Consider the following 24,560-nt stretch of genomic DNA (forward strand, 5'->3'; position numbering starts at 1 on the left):
CGAACCGCAACGCCCGTGGCATAGCCTGGGCGTATGTCGTTCCTGTCGAAGCTGTTCGGCTCCAAGAAGCCCTCGAGCCCCGAGTCCGGCTCCACGTCTCGTAGCGCTCAGGCGCAGACCGTCGCGCATTTCAAGGAGTTCGCGGCGTCGCGTCCGGGGTGTGAGGCGTTCATCGAGCCGGCGACGCGCGTGACGCAGACGACCATGGTGCTCGTCGCGGGCACGGGGGAGTGGACGCGCCGCAAGGTGCCGGACGAGGTGGCGGCGCGCAAGCTCGCGACGCAGCTCGGGGTTCCGGCGTTCGACGTGAACCTCTCGGGCTATCCGTCGCGCATGCGCGAGTGGAACGAGACGCATCGCAAGCCGTTGTGACCGACGTCGAGTGGGAGGAGCGCACGCGCCTTGCCTCCTACGGTGTGGCGGCGAGCGGAGACGCCGTGCTGCTGGCGCGCTCGTCCGCGATCTCGGATTTCGCAGGACAGTGGAGCCTGCCCGGCGGAGGCGTGGACTTCGGCGAGCATCCTGCCGACGCGCTCGCGAGGGAGGTCGCGGAGGAGACCGGGCTGCTGGCCACCATCGTCGGCAAGCCGCTGATCCTCTCGGACGTGATGGAGATCCCCGCGCGCTCGCTGAGGCTCCATCATGTGCGGCTGTGCTATCCGGTTCACGTGAAGGGCGAGCTGCGGCACGAGCAGCACGGGACGACCGACGTCGCTGCGTGGGTGCCCAGGCGCGAGCTTCGGGACATGCAGGTCCTCGAGTTCACGCGCAAGGCGCTGATCAAGTTCATGGGTCCCGAGCCGGCCTGATCCGGCACGCGCCCGCAGCGTGGCTGGAACGGACGAGCATGCACGAAGGCCCGCGACCCCGGAGGGTCGCGGGCCTTCTGTGTGGCTGGGTTATGCCTGTGCGCGCTGCTCGAAGAGCTCGACCAGGGTGCGGACCGAGTGACCGGTGGCGCCCTTCACGGTCCAGCCCCAGGGCGCACCCTCGTTGAACGCGGGTCGGGCGATGTCCAGGTGACCCCACGGGGTGTCGCCGACGAACTCCTTGAGGAACAGGCCCGCCGAGAGCATTCCGCCCATCGGGTCGCCGATGTTCTTGAGATCGGCGACGGTCGACTCGAGGCCTTCGCGGAGGTGGCCGGGCAGCGGCATCGGCCAGAAGTCCTCGCCTGCACGCTCGGCGGCGTCGGCCACCTCGGTACGGATCGCGTCGTCGCCCATCACCGCGGAGGTGCGTGAGCCGAGCGCGACGCCCTGGGCGCCGGTGAGCGTGGCGACGTCGAGCACCACGTCGGGGTTGTCCTCGATGGCGCGGGCGAGGCCGTCGGCCATGACGAGGCGGCCCTCGGCGTCGGTGTTCATGACCTCGACGGTCTTGCCGCCATAGATCTTGATGACGTCGGAGGGGCGCTGCGCGGTGCCGGAGGGCATGTTCTCGGCGAGGCAGAGCCAGGCGGTGACCTTGACGGGCAGCTTGGCGCGCGCGGCGGCGAGGGTCGCGTGCAGTACGACGGCGGAGCCCGACATGTCGGACTTCATGGTCTCCATGCCCTTCGGCGGCTTGAGCGAGATGCCGCCGGTGTCGAACGTGATGCCCTTGCCGACGAGCGCGACGTGCGCCTTGGCGTCCTCGGGGGCCCACTCGACGCGGACCAGGCGGGGCAGCCGTGCGGAACCCATGCCGACTCCGAGGATGCCTCCGTAGCCCTCCTTGGCGAGCTGCTCGGGCTCCCAGATGGTGACCTCGGCACCGGTCTGCGCTCCGAGCTCCTGCGCGATCGCGGCGACGGCGCCGGGGAACATGTCGCGCGGGGGCGTGTTCACCAGGTCGCGCACGCCTGCGATGGCGGCGATGAGGATCGAGGCGCGCTCGATCGCGGCCTCGGACGCGCCGGCGACGCTCCACGCGGTTCCGGCCCACGGCTCCTCGCCCTCGGCGGGCTCCGCGTCGGTCTTGTAGTCGCGGAACGAGTAGGCGCCGAGCACGGCGCCCTCGGCGATCGCGGTGTAGCCGGCGTCGTCCGCGGCGGGGATGGCGACGACCACGGAGTCGGGGTCCTTCCCGCACGAGCGGGCCGCGGTGCCTGCGGCCTCGCGGAGCTCGCGTGCGCTGCCCTCGCCGATGCCGACGAGCACGACGCGACGCGCGCCGGTGCCGGTGCCCGGCAGGACGGTGACGGCGCAGCACTTGCCCTTGACGTCGAGCAGGGAGGCGGCCTCCTGGAGCGGGACGAGGGCCTCGGCGGGCACCTGCGGGTGCGCGAGGATCGTGCCTTCTGCGTCGACCCCGAGGATGAGGGCGTCGGCCGCGATGGACGTGACGATGTCGCTTGTGGCGTTCAGTGATGTCATGGCTCGAGCCTATCGCCGACTACCGTGGAGCCATGTACGACCTCGTGCTCAGGAACGTGATCTATCGGATGGATCCGGAGTTCGCTCACCGCTTCGCGGTGGCGGGCTTCAGGTACGGCGGGCGCGTGCTGCGCATGCTCGGTGGCAGGTGGGTCTTCCCTTCGCCGCCGGCGTCCGCGCGGGTGCACGCGCTGGGGCTCGACTTCGATGCTCCGCTCGGCCTTGCGGCGGGCATGGACAAGAACGCGGAGGCTGTCCCCGGGCTCGCTGCGGTCGGCTTCTCCCACATCGAGATCGGCACGGTCACGGCGCGGGCGCAGCCGGGGAACGAGAAGCCGCGGTCGTGGCGTGAGAAGGATGTGCGGGGCCTGCGCAACCGCATGGGCTTCAACAACGACGGGGCCGACGCGGTGGCACGCCGCCTTGCACGGTTGCGCAGCCACAGGGCGGGCAAGCGCGTCATCCTGGGCGTGAACATCGGCAAGACCAAGGTGACGCCGGCAGAGGAGGCGCCGACGGACTACGGCTACTCGGCTCGGCTGCTCTCGCCGTATGCGGATTACCTGGTGGTGAACGTCTCCTCGCCGAACACGCCGGGCCTGCGGGACCTGCAGTCGACCGAGGCGCTCCGTCCGATCCTGGAGCACGTGCGCGCCGCTGCGGACGACGCAGTGGGCGACAGGCATGTGCCGCTGCTGGTCAAGATCGCGCCCGACCTCGCGGACGAGGACGTGGACGCCGTTGCGGACCTCGCTGTCGAGCTCGGCCTGGACGGCATCGTCGCGACCAACACCACGATCGGGCACGACCGCGGCCCTGGCGGGCTGTCGGGGCCGCCGGTGCTGCCTCGCGCGCTCGAGGTGATGGCGCGCCTGCGCGCGCGTGTGGGTGAGCAGATGTGCCTGATCGGCGTCGGTGGGATCACCACGGTCGCGGACGCTCAGGCGATGCTCGACGCGGGAGCGACCCTTCTCCAGGGCTACACCGCTTTCGTATACGAGGGACCAGCCTGGCCCGCGCGGATCAACGCAGGGGTCACGCCGCGGCGGTGATGGGCTCCGGCTCCGCGCCCGCGTCGGCCGTCTCGGGGTCTGCCGTGAGGCGTCGTCCTCTCACGTAGTGGCGGTAGGTGCCGGTCGCAGCGATGAACCAGCCAGCCATCAGCAGAGCGTAGAGGCCGAGCGAGAGCCCGGTCATCGCCGCCGAACCCGTGTGTCGCGCGAGCTGGCTCGCGCCTGTCACACACGTGCCGACTGGGAAGGTGAAGGCCCACCACGCGAGAGTGAACGGCAATCCCGTGCGTCGCGTCCGCACCGTGATCGCCAGCGCGATGGCGAGCCACATGAGCGCGAAGCCCATCACCGGGATGCCGTACAGCATCGAGAACACGAGCAGCGATCGGCTGGAGATCCCGAGTGGGCTTGAGGCGTGGTCGGCGAGGATGCCGACGGCCGTGACCGACTGCCCGAGCGGGCCGAGGACGATCCACAGCGTCGGCACCGCGGCGGCCGCCCCGATCTGCCGGTGCGCGAGCCGGTTCCACAGCGAGGCGATGACCATGATCGCGGCGAGCGCGCTGAGCCCGAACATCGCGTAGCAGGCGACCGCGAGCGTGCGGGCGAGCTCGCCGTCCACGTAGGGCAGCAGCATCGCCCCCGTCGCCGCGGAGACCATCGGGGGGACCACGGGCATGAGCCAGGCGCCCGACGCGGCGTCGTCGGCGACCTGGTGGCGGGTGAACGCGATGACCGGCACCCCGATCGCGGTCGCGAGCCCGAGGAGCGTGCCCAGCACCCAGAGCACGGCATCGATCCCCACCGCCCACTGCTCGCCCAGGAGCGGTGACGCGACCACGAGCGTGGCGGCGCCGTAGGCGAGCAGACCCATGGCTTGCGCACCGAAGAAGTGCGCCATGCTCGGGTCGTCGAGGTAGCGGCGGACAGCCCCACGGTCGTCGAGGTAGTGGGCGGCCGTGGTGAGGACGGCAGCAGCGAACGCGAGCGTGGCGAGCGCCCACGCGACCCAGGCGAGAACGTCGAGGGCGGGGCCGGAGACAGGGAGCGTCGCGGCGGCGGTGCCAAGGATCGAGGTGCCCATGACGACGGCGAACCAGTTGGGGGTCACGGCGGGTCGGGCTGCGCGGAGGCTCATGCGTCAAGCGTTCCAAGGCGGCGGGCGTCCCGGTAGGGTGACTTCCGTGGGTATCCACAAGTGTGGGTTGTGTCTTGGCGCGACCGAAGGTGAGGATGAGCGGTGACGGGGACGACGCTCGACGAGCTGCGGATGATCGTCGCGATCGAGCAGCACGGCAGCCTCACGGGCGCCGCGGAGGCGCTCGGCGTCACCCAACAGGCGGTGTCGCAGCGGATGCGTGCGCTCGAGCGTCGCTGGGGCCTCGCCCTCTTCGCACGAAGCGCCCGCGGGACGCGGCTCACGGACCAGGGAACGCTCGTCGCCGAGTGGGCCGCGACGCTCGTGGGGCAGGCCGACGCCTTCGACTCGGCCGTCGGCTCGCTCCGCAGCGATCGGGCCGCGCACGTGCGTGTCGGCGCGAGCCTCACGATCGCCGAGCACCTCGTGCCCGGTTGGCTCGTCACCTACGCAGCCGACCCGTCGGCCGCGCACGTGGAGCTCACCGCCGTGAACTCGGTGACGGTCGCTGCACGGGTGCGCGCGGGGAAGGATGACCTGGGCTTCGTCGAGTCGCCCGACCTGCCCGAAGGGCTCGCCAGCTACGTGTTCATGAAGGACGAGGTCGTCCTCGTGGTCGCACCCGACCATCCATGGGCGAAGCGGACCTCGGTGAGCCCCGCCGAGGTGGCGAGGACGCCGCTGGTCAGCCGCGAGGAGGGCTCGGGCACGCGGCTCGCGATGGAACGTGCGCTCGAGATCGTCGTGGGGGCCGGCGCTGTCGTCGCGCCGGCCGCGGAGCTCTCCACGACCGCGGCCGTGCGAGGGACCATCCTCGCTGGAGGGGGCGTGGGTGCGCTGAGCGCCCGAGCCGTGCGAGACGACCTCGACGCGGGACGATTGCGCCGCGTGCAGATCGACGGTCCTGCCGCCGTCCGCCCGTTCGCGGCGGTCTGGAATCCGCAGCGACGTCTCGCGCCAGGCGCGGCCCGCATCCTTGAGATCGCCTCTGCGTCCGCCTAGACGCTCGGCCCGTCGCCCCGCAGCGCCTCGCGGAGAAGAGCGATGTGCGCCAGATCCTTGGGGCGACCCAGCACGAGCTTGAAGGCGAGCACCTCCTCCAACGACCCGACGAGGATCCCGTCCACGCGCGTCGCGGTCGAGAAGACCTCGTCCGCTGGGCGGCCGAACCATCCCGAGAAGACCTCAACGGACGAGTGAAGATGCACCACCTCGTCGCCGTGCTCTCCAGGCTCCGCAGTGCCCAACCGCGCGGCTCTTTCCCAGGCGACGCCTCGCGCGACCAGGTCGATGTCGTGGATCCCGTCGACCAGGCCGTGGGCGAGCATCGGCCCCGACCCCATCAGGACCGCGTCGTCCGCCCCCAGACCCAGCGCGCCGATACGGGTCCTGACCTCGTTCCACGTCAGCATGGATCACCTCTGAGCAAACTCTGCGGAACTCTGGGAACGCATTCCGGGTATGGGGCGTTGGACTCTATGTACGCACCTGCCAGGCGTACACAGTGCATTGTTTTCTCCTTTGAACATGCGAAAGCCCCCGGGTCTGGGACATACCCCGGGGGCTTTCGCATGTCTGGCCTCAGCGGCTAGCGCTCGATGCGCGTCGCCGGGCTCGCCTCAGCGGTGAGCGCCGGATCGCGCACGATCTTGTCGCCCAGCACCTCATCGATGCGGGCCATGAGCTCCGCAGGGATCTCCACACCGGAGGCCTTCGCGTTGTCCACGACCTGCTCGGGACGCGACGCACCGATGATGGCGGCGGCCACGTTCTTGTTCTGCAGCACCCACGCGATGGCGAGCTGAGCCATCGTGAGGTCGAGCTCGTCGGCGATCGGCTTGAGGCCCTGCACGCGCTCCAGCAGGTCCTGGTCGTCCAGGAAGCGGGAGATCATGCGCTTGCCGCCCTTCTCGTCGTCACCGCGCGAGCCCGCAGGCGCCGGTGCGCCGGGCAGATACTTGCCGGTGAGCACACCCTGGGCCACGGGAGACCACACGATCTGCGAGAGTCCGTTCTCCTCGGACGCGGGGACCACCTCGTCCTCGATGACGCGCCACAGCATCGAGTACTGCGGCTGATTCGAGATGAAGGGGATGCGCAGCTCCTTGGCGAGCTCCGCGCCCTGACGGATCTGGTCGGCGGTCCACTCCGAGACTCCGATGTAGAGGGCCTTGCCCTGACGGACGATGTCCGCGAACGCGAGCATCGTCTCCTCAAGCGGCGTCTCGTGGTCCCAGCGGTGAGCCTGGTAGAGGTCCACGTAGTCGGTCTGCAGGCGGCTGAGCGAGCCGTCGATGGACTCCATGATGTGCTTGCGGGACAGGCCGGTGTCGTTCGCACCGCCCGGGCCGGTGGGCCAGTAGACCTTCGTGAAGATCTCGAGGCTCTCGCGACGCTCACCCTTGAGCGCCTCGCCGAGCACGGTCTCCGCGGCGGTGTTCGCGTAGACATCGGCCGTGTCGAACGACGTGATGCCCACGTCGAGGGCGGCACGCACGCACGCGGCAGCCTGCTCGTTCTCCACCTGGGATCCGTGGGTGAGCCAGTTCCCGTAGGTGAGCTCAGTGATCTTCAGTCCTGAATTTCCGAGATAGCGATAGTTGATCATCCATTCATCCTAGGACGGTCGGCGCGGCGCCCGCGCGGCCACCAGGGACGACGAAGGGCCCCGCGGCGACTGCCGCAGGGCCCTCGATCGAAACGTTCGGATCAGGCGTCCGGGTACTCGCCTCGCTTGACCTGAGGCTTGGGCACACGCATGCGGCGCATGTTCATGGCGCGCGTGATCGTGTAGAGCCTCCACCCGCGGGGGAGCTTGCCCTCGCCGAAGCGTGCCTCGAAGCGCTTCTTGAGCGAGCGGGAGATCAGCCACACCTCGATGCCCATGCCGATCAGGACGATGTAGAACGCCATGATCATGAAGGTGCCGAGGACCGAGTTCCCGACGAACAGCGTCAGCACCACGAAGGCCAGCATCACGGGCATCGCCCACTCGGCCGCAGAGGAGCGGGCGTCGATGAAGTCGCGCATCCAACGGCGCTCGGGGCCACGGTGCTCGGGCGGCATGTTGCGCTCGTCGCCGCTCATCAGCGCGGCGTTCTCCTTGGCGCGCTTCTCACGCATGGCCCGCTTGCGCGCCTCCTTGTCCTCCTTGGTGGCCTGACCGCCCACGAGGGGACGGTGGTTCGCGGCCTCCTGCGCCTTGCGCTTGGGAGTGGGGCGGCCCTTGCCGACGGGGACGGTGCTGTCCTCGTCCGGAAGGTCGATCGTGCTGTCGTTCTTGCTCATCATTCTCCGTGGGTGTGCCGCAACGGTGCGGTCTGTCAGTCCTTCGCGGGCGCCGCGGCCGGAAGCGCGAGCATCCGGTCCAGCGCCACCTTGGCCTCTGCCTGGGTCTGCGGGTCCACGACGATGGTGTTGGGCACCTCGCCCGCCACGAGCGACTCGAGCGCCCACACCAGGTGCGGCACGTCGATCCGGTTCATGGTGGAGCAGAAGCAGACGGTGTCCTCGAGGAAGTGGATCTCCTTGTCCGGGTGTGCGTTGGCGAGCCGACGCACCAGGTTGAGCTCCGTGCCGATCGCCCACTTCGTGCCGGGCTCGGCAGCCTCGATGGCCTTGATGATGTACTCGGTCGAGCCGACCATGTCGGCCGCGGCCACGACCTCGTGCGCGCACTCGGGGTGCACGATCACGGTGAGGTCCGGCACCTCGGCGCGCAGCTTGTCGATGTTCTCCTTGCGGAAGCGGGCGTGCACCGAGCAGTGGCCCTTCCACAGGATCATCCGCGCGGCGGCGAGCGCCTCAGGGGTGTTGCCGCCCAGCGGCTTGCGAGGATCCCAGACGACGCAGTCGTCCAGGTCCATCGCGAGCTTCAGCACCGCGGTGTTGCGGCCCAGGTGCTGGTCGGGGAAGAAGAAGACCTTGCCGTCGCCCTCGACTCCGCCCACCTGGTCGAACGCCCAGCGCAGCGCGACCTCAGCGTTCGACGATGTGCAAACCGCACCGTTGTTGCGGCCACAGAACGCCTTCAGCGCGGCGGTCGAGTTCATGTAGGTGATCGGGATGGTGCGCTCGGTCACGCCCACCTCGGCGAGTTGCGCCCACGCGTCCTCGACCTGGTTGATGTCCGCCATGTCGGCCATCGAGCAGCCCGCAGCCATGTCCGGCAGCACGACCTGCTGGTCGTCCGAGGTGAGGATGTCCGCCGACTCGGCCATGAAGTGCACACCGCAGAACACGATGAACTCGGCCTCGGGCCGGTTCTGCGCGTCGCGGGCAAGCTTGAACGAGTCGCCCGTCACGTCTGCGAACTGGATGACCTCGTCACGTTGGTAGTGGTGGCCCAGGATGAACACCCGGTCGCCCAGGGCCTCCTTCGCCTTCAGCGCACGCTCCACCAGGTCGGGATCCGACGGGGAGGGCAGGGCTCCGGGGCAGTCGACGCCTCGCTCCGACAGCAGGTCACGACGCTGACCCAGCAGGAGGAGAGCGGGCGACTCGGCAGGTTCCGTGAAGGTCGCGCTCATTCGAGCATTGTCTCACGGGCCGCACGCACGGAATCCCGCCGTTCGGGTGTGCCGCCGGCACCGGGCACACTTGTCTCCATGCGAGTGGCGATGCTGGTGGAGGGATGGCCGGGTGTGTCCGGCGCGATCGACGCGGCCGACAGGGCGGCGCTGACGTGGAGCACCTCGACACCCGGCGTGCACGTCACCGCCATCGCCGTGGGTGATGGCGGTCCGCGCAGCGCCGACGCCGCGGACGGAACCGCCTATTCGGTGCCAGGCGTCGACGCCATCCGGACATCCGAGGGGCTGCTCCTCGCGCCCGCCGACGGCGCGCTTCGCTGGGATCCGATCGCGCTCGGCGCAGCCCTGCGCGCGATCGCCGCGGATGCCGATGCCGCGCGCACGGTGATCGTCCCGGTCGGCGACGTTCCGCCAGCTGGCGACGCAGCCGACGTGTGGGGCGCCTCGCTGCAGGACTCGCGGGAAACGCTCGCGGACCTCGACCTCGTGGCTCTCGTGAGCTCCGACCGACCCCTGCTGGGCTTCCACGGGATGAGCGCCGCCGTGCGCGAAGGGCGCGAGGCCGACGCAGCGTTGGCCGTCGCCGCGCAGGAGCAGGAGGAGCGGTGGCGCCAGCGCGCACAGGAGGCGGACGAGATCGCGTCGACGGGCACCGTGCTGCTCGGCCCGCGTCGTCTGTCCGACCAGCCGCGCACGGGTGCGGCCGGAGGAATGGCGTACAGCCTCGCGGCGCTCGGCGCTCGCCTTGAGGCAGGGTCGCACTCGCTCGCGCGGTGGTCCGGGCTTGGCAAGGCCGTTGAGCACGCCGACGTCGTGGTCGCTGTGGTCGACACGCTGTCGCACGCGGCTCTCGATCACGGCGCTGCCGCGCCAGCAGGAGGACTCGCGGCGGCCAGGGGAGTGCCGGCGGTCGTCGTCACCTCCGACTCCCACGTGGGCAAGCGCGACCTGATGGCCGCAGGAATCCACGGCTCGCACGTCGGCGCTCCTGGTCCAGATGGCCTGGCAGATGCCATCGCTCGTGCCGCACGCACCTGGACGCCCGTGCGCTGACACCGGATGTCAGAAAAATCACACGAAAACCGGGCACAACGGACATCTTCGAGGCGTTCATACGTCAGGGCCCGGCGGCAGGACCCCTCAGCTGCCGTCGGGTCCGCCCCCTTTCCGCGCCGTTCAGGCGGGGGTCTTCGGGAATGCCCGCACACGTCGTACTCTTGTAGAGGTATCAACGAAAGGAAGTGGCCATGACCGACACCGCCACCGAGACCCAGGCCCACGGAGTCGTCATCACCGACGCCGCCGCCGCCAAGGTCAAGAGCCTGCTCGAGCAGGAAGGCCGCGACGACCTGCGCCTGCGTCTGGCCGTGCAGCCGGGCGGATGCTCCGGCCTCATCTACCAGCTCTACTTCGACGAGCGCACGCTCGACGGCGACGCCATCCGTGACTTCGCCGGCGTCGGCGTCGTCGTGGACAAGATGTCCGTGCCGTACCTCGACGGTGCGACCATCGACTTCGCGGACACGATCGAGAAGCAGGGCTTCACGATCGACAACCCGAACGCCTCGAGCTCCTGCGCCTGCGGAGACTCGTTCAGCTGATCGGCGCCACGCGCCACAGAGAAGAAGGACGGTGAGGGCTTCGGCCCCACCGTCCTTCTTCGTTTCCGAGCAGGGTAATCACTGACCGGCGTCGTCCCTGCCCAGCAACGCAGCAGCCCAGTAACACTGCAGCCCAGCGGTCTGCGTGCGGGCAGACGCGAGAAGGTCAGGACTCGACGCGGCCCCAGACCGGCTGCTGGTCGGACGTCGGCATCCCTGCGTCGGACCTGACGTCCGCGATGGCGCGCGGCAGGAGTGCGAGGAAGCGGCCGATCGTCGGCTCGTCGATCCCCGGGTGCAGCCCCAGGCGGATGTTGCCGGTCGAGGGGGAGCCGATGGCGCCCAGCACGCGGCTGGGCTCGAAGCCGTCGTGCTCGCACGCCGAGCCCGACCCGACCGCGATGCCGTCCTTGTCCAGGCGCGAGAGGATCGCCTCGCCGTCGGCGCCCTCGCACACGAGAGTGACGAGGTGCGGCGCACGCTCCACGGGATCGCCGACGACGCGGACCCCCTCCATGCGCGCGGCCTCGCCGCGGATGCGGTCCACGAGCGAGCGCAGGTGCGCCTCATCCTTCTCACGGTTCTCCATGCGCTCCTGGAGCGCCACCGCCGCCGCAAGGATGAGCGGCACGGCAGCGCCGCCCGCCTCGAAACCGGAGCGCTCGGGCCACGCTGGCAGCCAACGGGTGCGCGAGCGCACCGCCACCACGCCGACGCCGGAGGGGCCGCCCCAGTCGGCGGGACTCGCCACGAGCGCATCCCACGCCACAGGCGACTCCATGTGTCCGATCGACGCCGTCGCGTCGACCACGAGGGGCACCTGGTGCGAGGCGGCCACCTCGTGGATGGCGTCGAGCCGTTGCGCGGTGCCGAGCTCGTGGTTGACGTGCTGCACGGCGGCGAGGGTCACGTCGGGGTAGTCGAGCGCCTGAGCGAAGGCCTCCAGGTCGAGGTGGCCCTCCGCATCGACCTGGACCGTCTCCACGCGGCCGCTCGAGTAGTAGTGAGCGGCGTGCAGCGTGGCATCACGCTCGATCGCTGACGCCACGACACGCTCACGCCCACGTCGGGCCGTATGCACGGCTCCCACGACACGCTCGAGGGCGATCAGCGGGCTGGGGGAGAAGGCCACCTCGTGCGCAGGGCATCCGAGCACCTCGGCGATCGCCTCCCGTGAGCCCTCGACGAGCGCCTGGGCGCGTCGGGACTCGGCGTGGAGGCGGCGAGAGTCGGCCCATCCGTCGGCAAAACCTGCGCGAACGGCCTCGAGAGCCCTCGGAGTCATCGGTGCGCTGCCGCCTGCGTCAAGAAACGTGCGGGTGAGGGCCATGACAGAACGGTACCGCGCGCTATGCTGTGGACGTGTCCCCGAATACCACTCCCCGTATGCTCAGGCGCACCCTGACTGCGGTCGCTCTCGCCGGCGCGGCAACGCTGCTCGCCGGCTGCTCGACCGGCATCGAGAATGGCGCGCTTCCATCCACCCCTGAGATCACGAACCACACCGGCACGATCATCGAGCTGTGGAACGGCTCCTGGATCGCCGCGCTGGCAGTCGGCGTCGTCACCTGGGGTCTGATCCTGTGGGCCGTCGCCGTCTACCGCAAGCGCAAGGACGACGACAAGCTGCCCAAGCAGACCCGTGCGAACGTGCCGCTCGAGCTCATGTACACGATCGTCCCGATCGTCATGATCGGCGTGCTGTTCACATGGACCGTCCGCGGTGTGTGGGAGATCAAGGACACGTCGGCCGAGCCCGACGTGGAGATCCAGGTCATCGGCAAGCAGTGGGCGTGGGACTTCAACTACCTGACCGACGACGTGCACAGCATCGGCGTCCAGGCGCAGCTCACCGGTGAGGAGGGCGTCGAGGAGACGCTCCCGACCCTGTACCTGCCGGTGGGTGAGGTGGTCGAGTTCCACCTCGACTCGCGCGACGTCATCCACTCCTTCTGGATCCCCGCGTTCCTCTACAAGGAGGACACGATCCCCGGAAAGACCAACGTCTTCCAGGTGATCCCCCAGCAGGAGGGCACCTACCAGGGCAAGTGCGCCGAGCTCTGCGGCGAGTACCACGCGTCCATGCTGTTCAACGTCGAGGTCGTCGACCGCGCCGAGTACGACGCCTACATCGAGTCCCTGCGCGCAGCGGGTCAGACCGGGGCGATCGGCCTCGAGTACTCGCGCGACCAGGCAGTCCGCATCGGCATCGAGGAGGGCGAGGAGTAATGGCCACCGTCCAGTACGAGGAGCCAGGCGCCCTCGAGACCGCCCCCGCGATCCCCGCGGCGCCGAGCCGCTCCGGCTCGCAGGTCATCAAGTGGATCACGTCCACCGACCACAAGACGATCGGGTACATGTACCTGGTCACGTCGTTCTTCTTCTTCGTGATCGGCGGCCTGCTGGCGCTGCTCATCCGTGCCGAGCTGTTCGCCCCTGGCATCCAGGTGGTGCAGACCGCGGAGCAGTACAACCAGCTGTTCACCATGCACGGCACGATCATGCTGCTGCTGTTCGCGACCCCGCTGTTCGCGGGCTTCGCGAACGTCATCACGCCGCTGCAGATCGGCGCCCCTGACGTCGCGTTCCCGCGACTGAACATGTTCGCCTACTGGCTGTACCTGTTCGGTGGCCTGATCGCCGTCGCCGGCTTCTTCACGCCGCAGGGCGCGGCGTCGTTCGGATGGTTCGCGTACGCGCCGCTGTCCAACGCCGTGTACTCGCCCGGCGTCGGCGGTGACCTGTGGGTCTTCGGCCTCGCGCTCGGTGGTTTCGGAACCATCCTCGGTGCCGTCAACTTCATCACGACCATCGTCACCATGCGTGCCCCCGGCATGACGATGTTCCGCATGCCGATCTTCACCTGGAACACCCTGGTGACGTCCATGCTGGTCATCATCGCGTTCCCGCCGCTCGCGTCCGCGCTGTTCGCGCTCGGCGCCGACCGCGTGCTCGGTGCCCAGGTGTTCAACCCCGACAACGGTGGAGCCATCCTGTGGCAGCACCTGTTCTGGTTCTTCGGGCACCCCGAGGTCTACATCATCGCGCTGCCGTTCTTCGGCATCGTCTCCGAGATCTTCCCGGTGTTCAGCCGGAAGCCGCTGTTCGGCTACCACGGGCTCGTGTACGCGACCATCGCGATCGCCGCGCTGTCGGTGTCCGTCTGGGCGCACCACATGTACGTGACCGGCGCGGTCCTGCTGCCGTTCTTCTCGTTCATGACGATGCTCATCGCGGTGCCGACAGGTGTGAAGTTCTACAACTGGATCGGCACGATGTGGCGAGGCAAGATCGTCATGGCCACACCCATGCTCTGGTCCGTCGGCTTCCTCGTCACGTTCCTCTTCGGTGGCCTGACCGGCATCATCCTGTCGTCGCCGACGCTCGACTTCCACGTGTCCGACTCCTACTTCGTGGTGGCGCACTTCCACTACGTGGTCTTCGGCACCGTCGTCTTCGCGATGTTCGCGGGCTTCTACTTCTGGTGGCCCAAGTTCACCGGCAAGATGCTCCACGAGGGCTGGGGCAAGGTCCACTTCTGGACGCTGTTCTTCGGCTTCCACATGACGTTCCTCGTCCAGCACTGGCTGGGCGCGGAGGGCATGGCCCGACGCTACGTCGACTACCTGCCTGAGGACGGCTTCACCTGGATGAACCAGCTGTCGACCGCGGGTGCATTCCTCACCGCGATCTCGACCCTGCCGTTCTTCTGGAACATCTACATCACGCACAAGCGTGCGCCCAAGGTGAAGGTCGACGACCCGTGGGGCTTCGGCCGCTCGCTCGAGTGGGCCACCTCGTGCCCGCCGCCTCGCCACAACTTCGTGTCGATCCCGCGCATCCGCTCCGAGAGCCCTGCGTTCGACCGCCACCACCCTGAGGCGGCCGCGATCGACCACGCCGACGCAGTCAACCAGCCGCACACCGACCACGCGCCGGTCCGGTAGGAGGTACCCATGAAGATCGAATCCAACATCTTCCTGCTCCCCGGAGCCTTCTTCCTGCTGGTCGCGTTCATCTACGGATGGCTCACCGACTTCTCGGAGATGGTCGGGTTTCCCGCGATCCTTCTGACCGCTGGCCTGGCGCTGATGGTCGGCATCTACTTCAAGATGCTCGAGCGTCGTCACGGCGCTCGCCCTGAGGACCGGCATGACGCCGAGATCGAGGAGCTGTCGGGCGACCAGGGCTTCTACGCGCCGTGGAGCTGGTGGCCTCTCGTGCTCGCGGCCGGCGCGGCGCTGTCATTCGTGTCGCTTGCCGTCGGCTGGTGGCTGATGGTTCCCGCCGCGATCGTCGGTCTCGTCGGTCTCGTCGGCTGGGTCATGGAGTTCTCCACGGGACGTTTCGCGCACTGATCTCCGGTAGTAGAAGGGCCCGGCTCCGTACGGAGCCGGGCCCTTCTTCATCTCTTCAGGTGCTGTGCGTTCGGGTCACTCACCGCCGCTTTCAGCGGCGTGTCGCTCCCACGGGGTCACTGACCGCCGCGGCGGCCCGTCGCGCCACTCACGAAGGTCTCAGACTCCCCGTGTGCTCGGCGTGGCGTCTGCGCATCGCGGGCAGTCTGTCGGGACCGGACGCTCCTCCATGACGCACAGCGATGTATCGACTGCGAGCCACTCTTCGCTGGTCATGCGGAGGGACACGATTGCCGGTCGTGGTTCCGAGAGCTCGAGCTCCTTGGGACGGTCGAGCAGCCGTTGGGCCATCTCCTCGTCGAGTCGGGCGACGATCTCCCGTGCCTCGGCAGCCTCGTACTCCTCGGAGGAATCGTGCCCGCACGACCGGTAGAGGACAGCGACCATCGGTGAGCCGAAAGAGAGGAGGAGGGTCGATGACTCCTGGAGCGTCTCCCGCCGATACAGCCGGCCCATGGCGGCCATCGATGGCTCCGTGCGGTCATGCCAGTCGGCCATGCTCTCCGGCTCGTGCAGGGGAGGGAAGTGGGTGGACATGGGTGTCTCCTTGTCTGACGCCGAGCCCGTGCGGCTCGGCCCAAATGGAGAGGGAGTCATGTCCCGTGTGATGAGCACACGCTACCGCGGCCCTGCCGACGGGTCCACGTCCCGACGCGGTGTCAGCCGTACACGAGCTCGTAGACGCAGAAGCGACGCTGAGCGACCCGAAGCCGAACGGGGTCGGCCAGAGACGGCGCTGAGTGACCCCGTTGCGCCTCATGGCGACGGAGAGCGGCGCTGAGTGACCCGCAACATGCCGAAAGCACCCAGAAGCGACGCTGAGTGACCCGCGAGCTTTGGGAGGTTGGCGAGGCTACTCGCGGCGCTGCCAGCGGGGCAGGAGCAGGCCTCAGACGCGAAAAGGGCGGGTCTCCCGAAGGAGACCCGCCCCGAGCCAGTGGCGGCGCCCCAGCGCGCTCATGAGGCGCAGGTGCCGCCCGGCTCTGCCACACCCGAGGGTGCAGTGACGGTCAGAAGACCAGCAGACCGTCCGTCGACGTGGCCTTGGTGAAGCGGGCCTGGACGTTCGCCCAGTCCACGACGTTCCACCACGCCTTGACGTAGTCCGCCTTCACGTTCTTGTACTGAAGGTAGAACGCGTGCTCCCACATGTCGAGCATGAGAAGCGGGATGAGGCCCACGGGGACATTGCCCTGCTGGTCGTAGAGCTGCACGATGACGAGCTTCTTGCCGATGGTGTCCCAGGCGAGGATCGACCAGCCCGAGCCCATGATCGTCATGGCGTTGTTCGTGAAGTGCGCCTGGAACTTCTCGAAGGAACCGAAGTTGTCATCGATCGCCGAGGCGAGCTCGCCGACCGGCTTGTCACCGCCGTCGGGCGACATGTTGGTCCAGAAGATCGAGTGGTTGGTGTGACCGCCCAGGTTGAAGGCGAGAGCCTTCTCGAGGCCGGCGATCGCGCCGAAGTTGTCCGTGTCGCGAGCCTCCGCCATCTTCTCGAGCGCGGTGTTGGCACCGGCGACGTAGGCGGCGTGGTGCTTGCTGTGGTGCAGCTCCATGATCTGGCCCGCGATGTGCGGGTCAAGGGCGCCGTAGTCGTAGGTGAGATCCGGCAGGCTGTACTCGGCCATTCTTCCTCCTTGTCAGGCCCCGAGGCTCGGGGCGATGGATCCTGCTAGGCCGACGCTAGTCCGCGTCGTCCCTTCCTGCTGTGCAACCGACGAAGACGCCGAGTTGTTCCTGGTTCGCGGCGCGAAACCTGGAACGGTGCGGAGTCCGTCGAAAAGTGCGAGAGCCCGGGGGAGCAGCGCTTTCGCGGTGCAGCCCCGGGCTCTCGTCAGATGGTTCGTGACCGTCAGTCCTTCTTCAGCTGAGCGAATCCCTCGTCGAGGGCCTTGTCAGCGTCGGCGTTCTCCTCAGCCTCGGCGAGGCCTTCGTCCGAGGCAGCGTATGAGGCGTGGTGGTGCTGCGCCTCCGCGTACTCGGCAGGAGTCACGGGCTCCACACGGTCCTCGAAGTAGAAGCGGGACAGGCGGGCCTTGAAGCGCTTCCAGCGCATGCCGCCACGACGCACGCCGTTCTCGTTGAACTCCTCCGGAGCCTCGAATGGCGTGATGTTGTCGTAGTTGACCCGCAGCCACAGCTCCTGCTCGTCGAGCGGCTCGTGGACCTCGATGTACTCGCCGTGCTCGTGACGCACGATGCGGCCGGTCTCGTGACCGTGCAGCACGAGCTCCCGGTCCTTGCGCTGGAGGCCGAGCGCGATGCGCTTGGTGATCCAGAACAGCAGCGGCGGCACCACGAAGATCGCGATGCGGAACGTCCACGTGAGGTCGTTCAGCGACAGGTGGAACAGGTTCGCGATGATGTCGTTCGAGCCCTCGAGGGCGAGGATCATGTAGAACGAGATCAGCGCGACGCCGATGCCGGTGCGGGTGGGAGCGTTGCGCGGACGGTCGAGCACGTGCTTCTCGCCGCGGTCGCCGGTGGCCCACGCCTCGATCCACGGGTACAGGGCCAGGATCCCGAAGAAGATGCCCGGCACGATGACCGCGGGAACGAGGATGTTCCAGGACAGCGTGTAGCCGGCGATCTCCCACTCGAGCGGGAAGCCTCCCAGCCAGCCTGGCATGAGGCGCAGCGCGCCGTCCACGAACAGGATGTACCAGTCGGGCTGCGTACCAGCGGAGACCGGCGACGGGTCGTAGGGGCCGTAGTTCCAGACCGGGTTGATCGTGAACAGCGCCGCGAGGATCGCGATGATTCCGAAGACCACGAAGAAGAAGCCGCCGGCCTTGGCCGTGTACACGGGGAACAGGGGCAGGCCCACGACATTCTTGTGGGTGCGGCCGCCGCCCGGGTACTGGGTGTGCTTGTGCAGGAACACCAGGAACAGGTGCAGTGCGACGAGCGCCAGGATCAGGCCTGGCACCAGCAGGATGTGCGCGGTGAACAGGCGTGGGATCAGGATCTCGCCGGGGAACTCGCCGCCGAACAGCCAGTACGAGATGTACGAGCCGAGGATCGGGATCGACTTCACCACGCCGTCGATGATGCGAAGGCCGTTGCCGGAGAGCACGTCGTCGGGGAGCGAGTAGCCGGTGAAGCCCGCCGCGAGCGACAGGATCATCAACGTGAAGCCCACGAGCCAGTTGATCTCACGCGGCTTGCGGAAGGCGCCGGTGAAGAAGACGCGGGCCATGTGGATCACGATCGCCGCCGTGAACATGAGCGCAGCCCAGTGGTGGATCTGCCTCATGAGCAGACCGCCGGGGACCTCGAACGACATGTGCAGCGTCGACTCGAACGCCTTGGACATCTCGACGCCCTGCATGGTCTCGAGCGGGCCGTCGTAGGTGACGAACGTCATCGAGGGCTCGAAGTAGGCCGTGATGAACACGCCCGAGAGCAGCAGCACGACGAACGAGTAGAGCGCCACCTCGCCGAGCATGAACGACCAGTGGTCGGGGAACAGCTTGCGGGAGAGGAACTTGACCAGCGCGCCGACGCCGGTGCGCTCGTCGACGTAGTTGGCGGTGCCTGCGGCGGCCTTGTTGATCTTGGCGCCCATCAGTGCTCGACCTCCTCGTCGGTGGCGCTGGAGTCATCGCCCTTGAGGCGGTCCCAGTAGCTCGGTCCCACAGGCTCGTGGAAGTCGCTCTGCGCCACGATGTAGCCCTCGTCGTCGACCTCGATCGGCAGCTGCGGGAGCGGCCGCTTCGCCGGGCCGAAGACGACCTTCGCGCCGTCGGAGACGTCGAACGTCGACTGGTGGCACGGGCACAGCAGGTGGTGCGTCTGCTGCTCGTACAGGGCCACAGGGCATCCGACGTGGGTGCAGATCTTCGAGTAGGCGACGATGCCGTCGAAGGACCAGTCCTCGCGGCCCTCCTGGATCTTCAGGTCCTCGGGGTTGAGACGGACCAGGAGGACGACGGCCTTGGCCTTCTCCTCGATCTTGTGGTGCTCGAGGTCCACGAGGCCCTCGGGGATCACGTGAAAGGCCGAGCCGATGGTGACGTCCGCCGCCTTGATCAGCGAGCCGTCGGGGTCACGCGCCAGGCGCACTCCCTTGTCCCACATGGTGTGACGGAAGCGCGAGACGTTCCAGTCGGCGCCCATGGAGCCGATCTGGGGCACCAGGAGCGACAGGGGAGCGATGGCCAGCGCCGTGATGAGCGAGCCCTTCAGCAGGCTGCGACGCTTGGGGCCCCCGAGGCCGGAGTCGACGACGCCGTCCTTGAGGTCCTGGATGGCGCCTTCGCGGGCCTCATCCGACGAGCGCAGCTCGTGGCGCTCCTCGACCATCTCGTGGTCGCGCATGAGCGTCTTCGCCCAGTGGATCGCGCCGATGCCGATGCCGAGCATCGCCAGGGCGATTCCGAGGCCGAGGACTGCGGTGAAGCTGCGGATCGAGCCGACGGTGTCGCCCATGTCCATGCCGAAGTAGCCGACGAGGGCGACGATCGTGCCCAGGATCGACAGACCGAACATGAAGGCCGTCTGGCGCTCGGCCTTGTCCGCCGCCTTCGGGTCGACGTCCGCCTTGCGTGGGCGGTGATGAGGAACGCCCGGGTCCTCGAACTTCTCGTCAGAGGTGGGCTCGGTGTGGTTCTCGAGGCTCATGAGGAGCGCGCTCCGATCCAGATGGTGCTGCCGATGAGGAGTCCGATGCCGACGATCCAGGCCCAGAAGCCCTCGGCGACGGGACCGATCGCGCCGAGCGAGAGGCCGCCGGGGGAGCCGTCACGCTGCGCGACCAGGTACGCGATGATGTCGCGCTTGCCTTCCTCGTCGATGTTGGCGTTGTTGAAGACCGGCATGGACTGCGGGCCGGTCAGCATCGCCTCGTAGATGTGGGTGGGCGTCGTCTCCATGAGCGAGGGCGCGAACTTGCCCTGCGTCAGGGCGCCGCCGCCTCCGATCGAGCCGTGGCACATGGCGCAGTTGGTGCGGAACAGCTCCATGCCCTCGGCTGCGTTGCCGAGCTCCGGGTCGACCTGCTCGGCCGTCGGGATGGCGGGACCTGCGCCGAGCGAGGCGACGTAGGCCGCGAGCTGTGAGATCTCCTCCTGCGTGAACTGGACCGGCTTCGCGGGGGCCTGCGGGCCCGATGCCTGCATCGGCATGCGGCCGGTGCCCACCTGGAAGTCGACCGATGCGGCGCCGACGCCGACGAGCGACGGAGCGACGCCGTCCTGGCCCTGGGCGTCGATGCCGTGGCAGGTGGCGCAGTTGGAGGCGAAGAGCTTCTGGCCGTCCTCGATGTCGGAGGCGGAGACCGTGGTGGCCTCCGCCGACTGCGAGGTGGCGACGGCGCCGAGGCCTGTGAGGAGCGCGAGGAGCGCCAGCACCAGGAGCAGCGGCGCGGCCTTGTGATAGCGCTTGTTGGCGAGTGCGTGCATTGTCGTGATGACCCTTACTGAACTACTGGACGAGGTAGACGACGGCGAACAGAGCGATCCAGACCACGTCCACGAAGTGCCAGTAGTAGGACACGACGATGGTCGTGGTGGCCTCGTGCGCGGTGAACTTCTTGGCGGCGAAGGATCGCGCCAGGACGAACAGCATCGCGATGAGACCGCCGATCACGTGGAGTCCGTGGAAGCCGGTGGCCAGGTAGAAGACCGAGCCGTACGGGCTGGACGAGATCGTCACGCCCTCCGACACCAGCGTCGCGTACTCGAAGACCTGGCCTGCGATGAAGACCGAGCCCATCAGGTACGTGAGGACGAACCACTCATGCATGCCCCAGCTCTTGACCTGCCAGATCGAGCCGGTGCGGCGGCGCTGGTAGCGCTCGGCCGCGAACACGCCTGCCTGTGCCGTGAAGGAGCTGAGCACCAGGATCACGGTGAAGACGAGAGCGACGGGGATCTTGAGGAGCTGGGTGTTCTCCTCCCATACGTCGGGCACCTGGGCCCGGAGCGTGAAGTACATCGCGAAGAGGCCGGCGAAGAACATCAGCTCGGAGCTCAGCCACACGATGGTTCCAACAGCCACCTGGTTCGGCCTGGTGGCGTGTATGGGCGACGGCACAGTCGAGGCGTGGGACATAGGTCCTATTAAAGCCTAAGGAGCGTTGACGCGACACCATCGGCTCGCGTACACGCCGATACCTCAGGGGGCGTGCCAGAATGGACCGCATGAGCGACCTGCAGACCAGGGACGAGAACGCCCTCGACACGGCCACCGCCCGGATCCTCCTCTACTCGGACGACCGCAACGTTCGCGAGAAGGTGCGCTTCGCGGTGGGCTCCACCATCGAGGGCCGCGAAGTCGAGTGGTTCGAGACCGCGACGCATGCCGCCACGATCGACGCGCTCGATGCGGGCTCGTTCGACCTGGTCATCCTCGATGGTGAGGCCGCGAAGGTCGGCGGTATGGGAATCGCGCGACAGATGAAGCACGAGCTCTTCACCGTGCCCCCGATCCTGCTGCTCGTCGGGCGTCCCGGCGATGCGTGGCTCGCCACGTGGTCGGAGGCGGACGGCGCGGTCGCGCACCCGCTCGACCCGTTCGCGGTCCGTGAGGCCGTCTCCGAGCTGCTCACTAAGTAGGGGCAGCGCATGGCGACGCTCCAGGACCTGCTTGCACGCCTCGTCGAGCACGAGGACCTCACCGCCTCCGAGACCGCGAGCGTGATGGACCAGATCCTCACCGACAACGCATCCCCGGTGACGATGGCCGCGTTCCTCGCGGCGCTCCGCGTCAAGCGCGAGACCGCCGAGGAGGTCGCGGGCCTCGCGGCTGCCATGCTCGAGCATGCCGTGCGGTTCACCGTCCCGACCCGCGCGGTGGACATCGTGGGCACCGGCGGCGATGGCGCCCACACCGTCAACATCTCGACGATGGCCTCGCTCGTCATCGCGGGCTCCGGGCTGACGGTCGTGAAGCACGGCAACCGTGCCGCGACGTCCAAGTCGGGCTCGGCCGACGTGCTTGCCGAGCTGCGTGTGCGGCTCGACCTGCCCGTCGAGCGGGTCAAGGAGCTGGCGACCGAGGTGGGCATCACCTTCTGCTTCGCCCAGGTGTTCCACCCGTCCATGCGCTTCGCGATGCCGATCCGCAAGGAGATCGGCGTGCCGACCACGTTCAACATCCTGGGACCGCTGACCAACCCTGCGCAGCCTGAGGCGACCGCGATCGGTTCGTCGTCGATGCGCGTCTCGCCGGTGCTCGCGGGCGTCATCGCATCGCAGGGTCGCGAGGCTCTCGTGTTCCATGGAGACGACGGGCTGGACGAGCTTGCAGGCACCGGCGGCGCGACGGTGTGGGAGGTGCGGGCTGGAGAGGTGTCCGAGCTGAGGCTGGACCCCGTGCGCGACCTCGGTCTGCCCCGCATCACGGTGGAGGATCTTCGCGGCGGCGAGCCTTCGGAGAACGCGGACATCGCTCGTGCGGTGCTCGCGGGCGACCAGGGTCCCGTGCGCGACACGGTGATCCTCAACGCCGCCGCGGGGATGGTGGCCGACGCCACGCTTCCGGGCACCTCCAGCGGCTCTCTCGTCGAGCGGTTCGCCGCGGGCATGGACCACGCGGCGGCGGCCATCGATGAGGGTCGCGCGAGCGATGTTCTCGATCGCTGGGTCGCGGCTTCGCAGGCCTGACTCCGCAGCCTCGCTGCGCCCGCTCCAGACCCGATCCTGCGCCACAGCGCTTCAGTAGCCGCTGGTAGCTCCACGAGTGTTGACCACGCTCGCATGGTCGTCCCGGCGTGCCTGCACCCATGAGGCGTGCCTGCCGGCGCCTGCGATCGGTTGCGACCAGTCGCCGTCGATGTGAAGGAGACGTGTGCCAGGCCTCTCGAGCCACCGGGCGAGCATCTCCTGCTCCTCGATGAGGGGCTCGGCGACGTCGAGCGTCGACCACCGGTTCCGTAGCCTGTCGGCGGCCTCCCAGACCCCTTCGGTGACGTGCTCCGAACCCGCGAGCAGTCCGTCCGTCACGGAGACGAGATCCCAGCCGTCCCCCTGGGCGCGAGCGGCGACAAGGCTGACCCGTCGGAGCGAGGCCAGCCTCTGGGAGCGCATGGAGGCTTCTATGAGCGCGCTGACGCCGTCACGCAGCTCGGCGGCACGCTCGAAGTCGAGGCGTTCGGCATGCGCGGCGATCTCGGCTGACAGGGCGTCGACGACGGGGGAGGGGTCGCCGTTCATCGCAGCCACCGCGGAGTCGACCGCCGACGAGTAGTCCGCCTCCTCGCCACGGACGCACGGTGCCGAGCACTGGCCGAGGTCCTTGAGGAGGCACGCCCGCGCGTGCGGGCGGGGAACGATCGGCAGCCTGGTGGTGCAGGTCCGGAGCGACAGCGCGGTCTGGAGGACCTCGATGGCCGCGCGCGCATCACCCGCGCCACGCATCGGACCGAGCGCCGCGTCCGCCCCCGCGATCGAACGCGATACTGCGAGCCTGGGATAGGGCTCCACGGTGAGCTTGACCCAAGGGGTGCGCTCTGGCCGTGCGGAGCGCCGGTTGTAGCGAGGCCGATGCTCCTCGATCAGGCGAACCTCTCGGACGTTCGCCTCGATCTCGGTGGCGCACACGAGGGTGTCGACATCCACGGCGAGCTCGAGCATCTCGCGGATCTGACGCCTCTGCTCGCCACGCGTGAAGTAGCTCTTCACCCGCGAGCGAAGATTCTTGGACGTGCCGACGTACAGTCGCTCGCCTCGGGGACCCCTGAACACGTAGACACCGGGCTTGGACGGCACCTTGTCCGCGAGCGTCGCCTTCTTCCGCAGGCTCTCGGGCATGGGGTTGCGTAGCGAGTCGAGGTCCTCGCGGTGGGTGATGCCGAAACGGGCCAGCCGCTCGAGCATGCCGTGCAGCACCTCTGAGGTGGCGCGTGCGTCCTCGAGCGCGCGGTGATTGGGCGTGACCTGGGTGCCGAAGACTCGAGCGAGAGTCCCGAGCTTCTTGTTCGGGGCCTCCTCCTTGGTCGTGGCGCGGCGCGCGAGCACGAGCGTGTCGACCGCCTCGTTGCCGGGCCACGCGTACTGGTGCGCGCGGCACGCCGCCTTGAGGAAGCCGACATCGAACCGGGCGTTGTGCGCCACGAGCACCGCGTCGCCGAGGAACTCGAGGAACGCGGGCAGCACCTGCTCGATCCGCGGAGCGGCCATGACCATCGCGTCGGTGATGCCCGTGAGCGCGATGATCATGGGCGGGATCGGGCCCCCAGGATCGACCAGCGTCTGGAACTCGCCGACGACCTCGCCGCCGCACGTCTTCACCGCACCGATCTCCGTGATCGCCGACGTCTCGGGTGAGCCGCCTGTCGTCTCGAGGTCGACCACGACGAACGTGGTGGCGGACAGCGGCTCACCGATCTCGTCCAGGCTGCGCTGGGTGCCAGCGAGCAACGGGGCGAGATCGGGCGTGGTCATGGGAGGACGGTACGTCACGGGGCTGACACGGGGCGTCCCGGCATCGTCCACGGTGCCGCTGCGGCACGCTCGTGATCCCCGGGAGCGACGCGATGCACGTCCGGATGTCAGA

25 protein-coding genes are annotated in these 24,560 nt (G+C 68.5%); 11 read left to right on the forward strand and 14 right to left on the reverse strand.

Annotation, left to right across the window (positions count from 1 at the left end):
* Nucleotides 1–33 precede the first annotated feature (33 nt).
* Both QQX04_RS06625 and QQX04_RS06630 read left to right on the forward strand, forming a co-directional pair.
* On the forward strand, nt 34–372 hold the full coding sequence (locus QQX04_RS06625) for an oxidoreductase (protein ID WP_301127417.1): 339 nt from the start codon (nt 34–36) through the stop codon (nt 370–372).
* Nucleotides 369–809, forward strand: coding sequence for an NUDIX hydrolase (locus QQX04_RS06630; RefSeq protein ID WP_301127419.1), 441 nt, complete (start codon nt 369–371; stop codon nt 807–809). The genes QQX04_RS06625 and QQX04_RS06630 overlap by 4 nt, the downstream gene beginning before the upstream one ends.
* Nucleotides 810–899: 90 nt before the next feature.
* Here the strand turns inward: QQX04_RS06630 and QQX04_RS06635 are convergent, their stop codons facing one another.
* Nucleotides 900–2,357 carry a leucyl aminopeptidase gene (locus tag QQX04_RS06635; RefSeq protein ID WP_301127421.1) on the reverse strand — a complete coding sequence of 486 codons (1,458 nt, stop codon included), beginning with the start codon at nt 2,355–2,357 and terminating at the stop codon, nt 900–902.
* On the opposite strand from QQX04_RS06635, the gene QQX04_RS06640 reads away from it, so the two are divergent.
* Nucleotides 2,351–3,409: a quinone-dependent dihydroorotate dehydrogenase gene (locus QQX04_RS06640; protein WP_301127423.1), complete on the forward strand. Its 1,059-nt coding sequence runs from the start codon at nt 2,351–2,353 to the stop codon at nt 3,407–3,409. The genes QQX04_RS06635 and QQX04_RS06640 overlap by 7 nt on opposite strands.
* Here QQX04_RS06640 and QQX04_RS06645 read toward each other — a convergent pair.
* On the reverse strand, nt 3,393–4,508 hold the full coding sequence (locus QQX04_RS06645) for a TDT family transporter (RefSeq protein WP_301127425.1): 1,116 nt from the start codon (nt 4,506–4,508) through the stop codon (nt 3,393–3,395). The genes QQX04_RS06640 and QQX04_RS06645 overlap by 17 nt on opposite strands.
* Nucleotides 4,509–4,610: 102 nt before the next feature.
* Between QQX04_RS06645 and QQX04_RS06650 the strand changes: the two genes are divergently transcribed.
* On the forward strand, nt 4,611–5,510 hold the full coding sequence (locus tag QQX04_RS06650) for a LysR family transcriptional regulator (protein WP_301127427.1): 900 nt from the start codon (nt 4,611–4,613) through the stop codon (nt 5,508–5,510).
* On the opposite strand, the gene QQX04_RS06655 is transcribed toward QQX04_RS06650, so the two are convergent.
* The 4 genes from QQX04_RS06655 to nadA all read right to left on the reverse strand — a co-directional run bounded on the left by QQX04_RS06655 (nt 5,507) and on the right by nadA (nt 9,037).
* Nucleotides 5,507–5,920: a hypothetical protein gene (locus QQX04_RS06655; protein ID WP_301127433.1), complete on the reverse strand. Its 414-nt coding sequence runs from the start codon at nt 5,918–5,920 to the stop codon at nt 5,507–5,509. The two genes, QQX04_RS06650 and QQX04_RS06655, sit on opposite strands and share 4 nt — an antisense overlap.
* Nucleotides 5,921–6,096: 176 nt before the next feature.
* Nucleotides 6,097–7,116 (reverse strand): aldo/keto reductase family protein, encoded by a 1,020-nt coding sequence (locus QQX04_RS06660; protein ID WP_301127435.1) that lies wholly within the window; start codon nt 7,114–7,116, stop codon nt 6,097–6,099.
* Between the two features lie 101 nt (nt 7,117–7,217).
* Entirely contained in the window at nt 7,218–7,796 is a 579-nt protein-coding gene (locus QQX04_RS06665; RefSeq protein WP_301127436.1) for a DUF3043 domain-containing protein, read from the reverse strand.
* 35 nt (nt 7,797–7,831) lie between these two features.
* Nucleotides 7,832–9,037, reverse strand: a complete 1,206-nt coding sequence (gene nadA, locus QQX04_RS06670) for a quinolinate synthase NadA (RefSeq protein WP_301127438.1) — start codon at nt 9,035–9,037, stop codon at nt 7,832–7,834.
* A gap of 78 nt (nt 9,038–9,115) precedes the next feature.
* On the opposite strand from nadA, the gene QQX04_RS06675 reads away from it, so the two are divergent.
* Nucleotides 9,116–10,093 carry a glycerate kinase gene (locus QQX04_RS06675; RefSeq protein ID WP_301127440.1) on the forward strand — a complete coding sequence of 326 codons (978 nt, stop codon included), beginning with the start codon at nt 9,116–9,118 and terminating at the stop codon, nt 10,091–10,093.
* A 194-nt stretch (nt 10,094–10,287) separates the two neighbouring features.
* Nucleotides 10,288–10,641: an iron-sulfur cluster insertion protein ErpA gene (gene erpA, locus QQX04_RS06680; protein WP_301127442.1), complete on the forward strand. Its 354-nt coding sequence runs from the start codon at nt 10,288–10,290 to the stop codon at nt 10,639–10,641.
* Nucleotides 10,642–10,807: 166 nt separating this feature from the next.
* Here the strand turns inward: erpA and QQX04_RS06685 are convergent, their stop codons facing one another.
* A complete protein-coding gene (locus QQX04_RS06685; RefSeq protein WP_301127444.1) occupies nt 10,808–11,971 on the reverse strand; it encodes a cysteine desulfurase family protein in 1,164 nt (387 codons plus the stop codon).
* Nucleotides 11,972–12,027: 56 nt separating this feature from the next.
* Between QQX04_RS06685 and ctaC the strand changes: the two genes are divergently transcribed.
* The 3 genes from ctaC to QQX04_RS06700 are packed head-to-tail and all read left to right on the forward strand — an operon-like array spanning nt 12,028 to nt 14,999.
* Nucleotides 12,028–12,870: an aa3-type cytochrome oxidase subunit II gene (ctaC, locus tag QQX04_RS06690; RefSeq protein ID WP_301127446.1), complete on the forward strand. Its 843-nt coding sequence runs from the start codon at nt 12,028–12,030 to the stop codon at nt 12,868–12,870.
* Nucleotides 12,870–14,588: an aa3-type cytochrome oxidase subunit I gene (ctaD, locus tag QQX04_RS06695; RefSeq protein ID WP_301127448.1), complete on the forward strand. Its 1,719-nt coding sequence runs from the start codon at nt 12,870–12,872 to the stop codon at nt 14,586–14,588. Before ctaC ends, ctaD begins: the two co-directional genes overlap by 1 nt.
* A 9-nt stretch (nt 14,589–14,597) precedes the next feature.
* On the forward strand, nt 14,598–14,999 hold the full coding sequence (locus tag QQX04_RS06700; RefSeq protein WP_301127449.1) for a cytochrome c oxidase subunit 4: 402 nt from the start codon (nt 14,598–14,600) through the stop codon (nt 14,997–14,999).
* A gap of 159 nt (nt 15,000–15,158) precedes the next feature.
* On the opposite strand, the gene QQX04_RS06705 is transcribed toward QQX04_RS06700, so the two are convergent.
* The 6 genes from QQX04_RS06705 to ctaE form a co-directional block, all read right to left on the reverse strand.
* A complete protein-coding gene (locus QQX04_RS06705; protein ID WP_301127451.1) occupies nt 15,159–15,596 on the reverse strand; it encodes a hypothetical protein in 438 nt (145 codons plus the stop codon).
* Nucleotides 15,597–16,069: 473 nt separating this feature from the next.
* Nucleotides 16,070–16,690, reverse strand: coding sequence for a superoxide dismutase (locus QQX04_RS06710; protein ID WP_301127453.1), 621 nt, complete (start codon nt 16,688–16,690; stop codon nt 16,070–16,072).
* 224 nt (nt 16,691–16,914) lie between these two features.
* Nucleotides 16,915–18,630 carry a cytochrome bc1 complex cytochrome b subunit gene (gene qcrB, locus QQX04_RS06715; RefSeq protein ID WP_301127454.1) on the reverse strand — a complete coding sequence of 572 codons (1,716 nt, stop codon included), beginning with the start codon at nt 18,628–18,630 and terminating at the stop codon, nt 16,915–16,917.
* The gene (qcrA, locus tag QQX04_RS06720) at nt 18,630–19,685 is read right to left on the reverse strand and encodes a cytochrome bc1 complex Rieske iron-sulfur subunit (protein ID WP_301127456.1); all 1,056 of its coding nucleotides are present in this window, start codon (nt 19,683–19,685) and stop codon (nt 18,630–18,632) included. The genes qcrB and qcrA overlap by 1 nt, the downstream gene beginning before the upstream one ends.
* On the reverse strand, nt 19,682–20,464 hold the full coding sequence (gene qcrC / locus QQX04_RS06725; RefSeq protein WP_301127458.1) for a cytochrome bc1 complex diheme cytochrome c subunit: 783 nt from the start codon (nt 20,462–20,464) through the stop codon (nt 19,682–19,684). Before qcrC ends, qcrA begins: the two co-directional genes overlap by 4 nt.
* A gap of 22 nt (nt 20,465–20,486) precedes the next feature.
* Nucleotides 20,487–21,116: an aa3-type cytochrome oxidase subunit III gene (gene ctaE, locus QQX04_RS06730; RefSeq protein WP_301127459.1), complete on the reverse strand. Its 630-nt coding sequence runs from the start codon at nt 21,114–21,116 to the stop codon at nt 20,487–20,489.
* 89 nt (nt 21,117–21,205) lie between these two features.
* On the opposite strand from ctaE, the gene QQX04_RS06735 reads away from it, so the two are divergent.
* Both QQX04_RS06735 and trpD read left to right on the forward strand, forming a co-directional pair.
* On the forward strand, nt 21,206–21,619 hold the full coding sequence (locus QQX04_RS06735; protein WP_301127461.1) for a response regulator: 414 nt from the start codon (nt 21,206–21,208) through the stop codon (nt 21,617–21,619).
* 9 nt (nt 21,620–21,628) lie between these two features.
* Complete coding sequence (gene trpD, locus QQX04_RS06740; protein ID WP_301127462.1) at nt 21,629–22,669, forward strand: anthranilate phosphoribosyltransferase; 1,041 nt, start codon at nt 21,629–21,631, stop codon at nt 22,667–22,669.
* Nucleotides 22,670–22,720: 51 nt separating this feature from the next.
* Here the strand turns inward: trpD and QQX04_RS06745 are convergent, their stop codons facing one another.
* On the reverse strand, nt 22,721–24,448 hold the full coding sequence (locus QQX04_RS06745; protein WP_301127464.1) for a DEDD exonuclease domain-containing protein: 1,728 nt from the start codon (nt 24,446–24,448) through the stop codon (nt 22,721–22,723).
* Nucleotides 24,449–24,560 lie beyond the last annotated feature (112 nt).

It is taken from the genome of Demequina zhanjiangensis, from assembly GCF_030418315.1.
Taxonomy (GTDB): Bacteria; Actinomycetota; Actinomycetes; order Actinomycetales; family Demequinaceae; genus Demequina; species Demequina zhanjiangensis.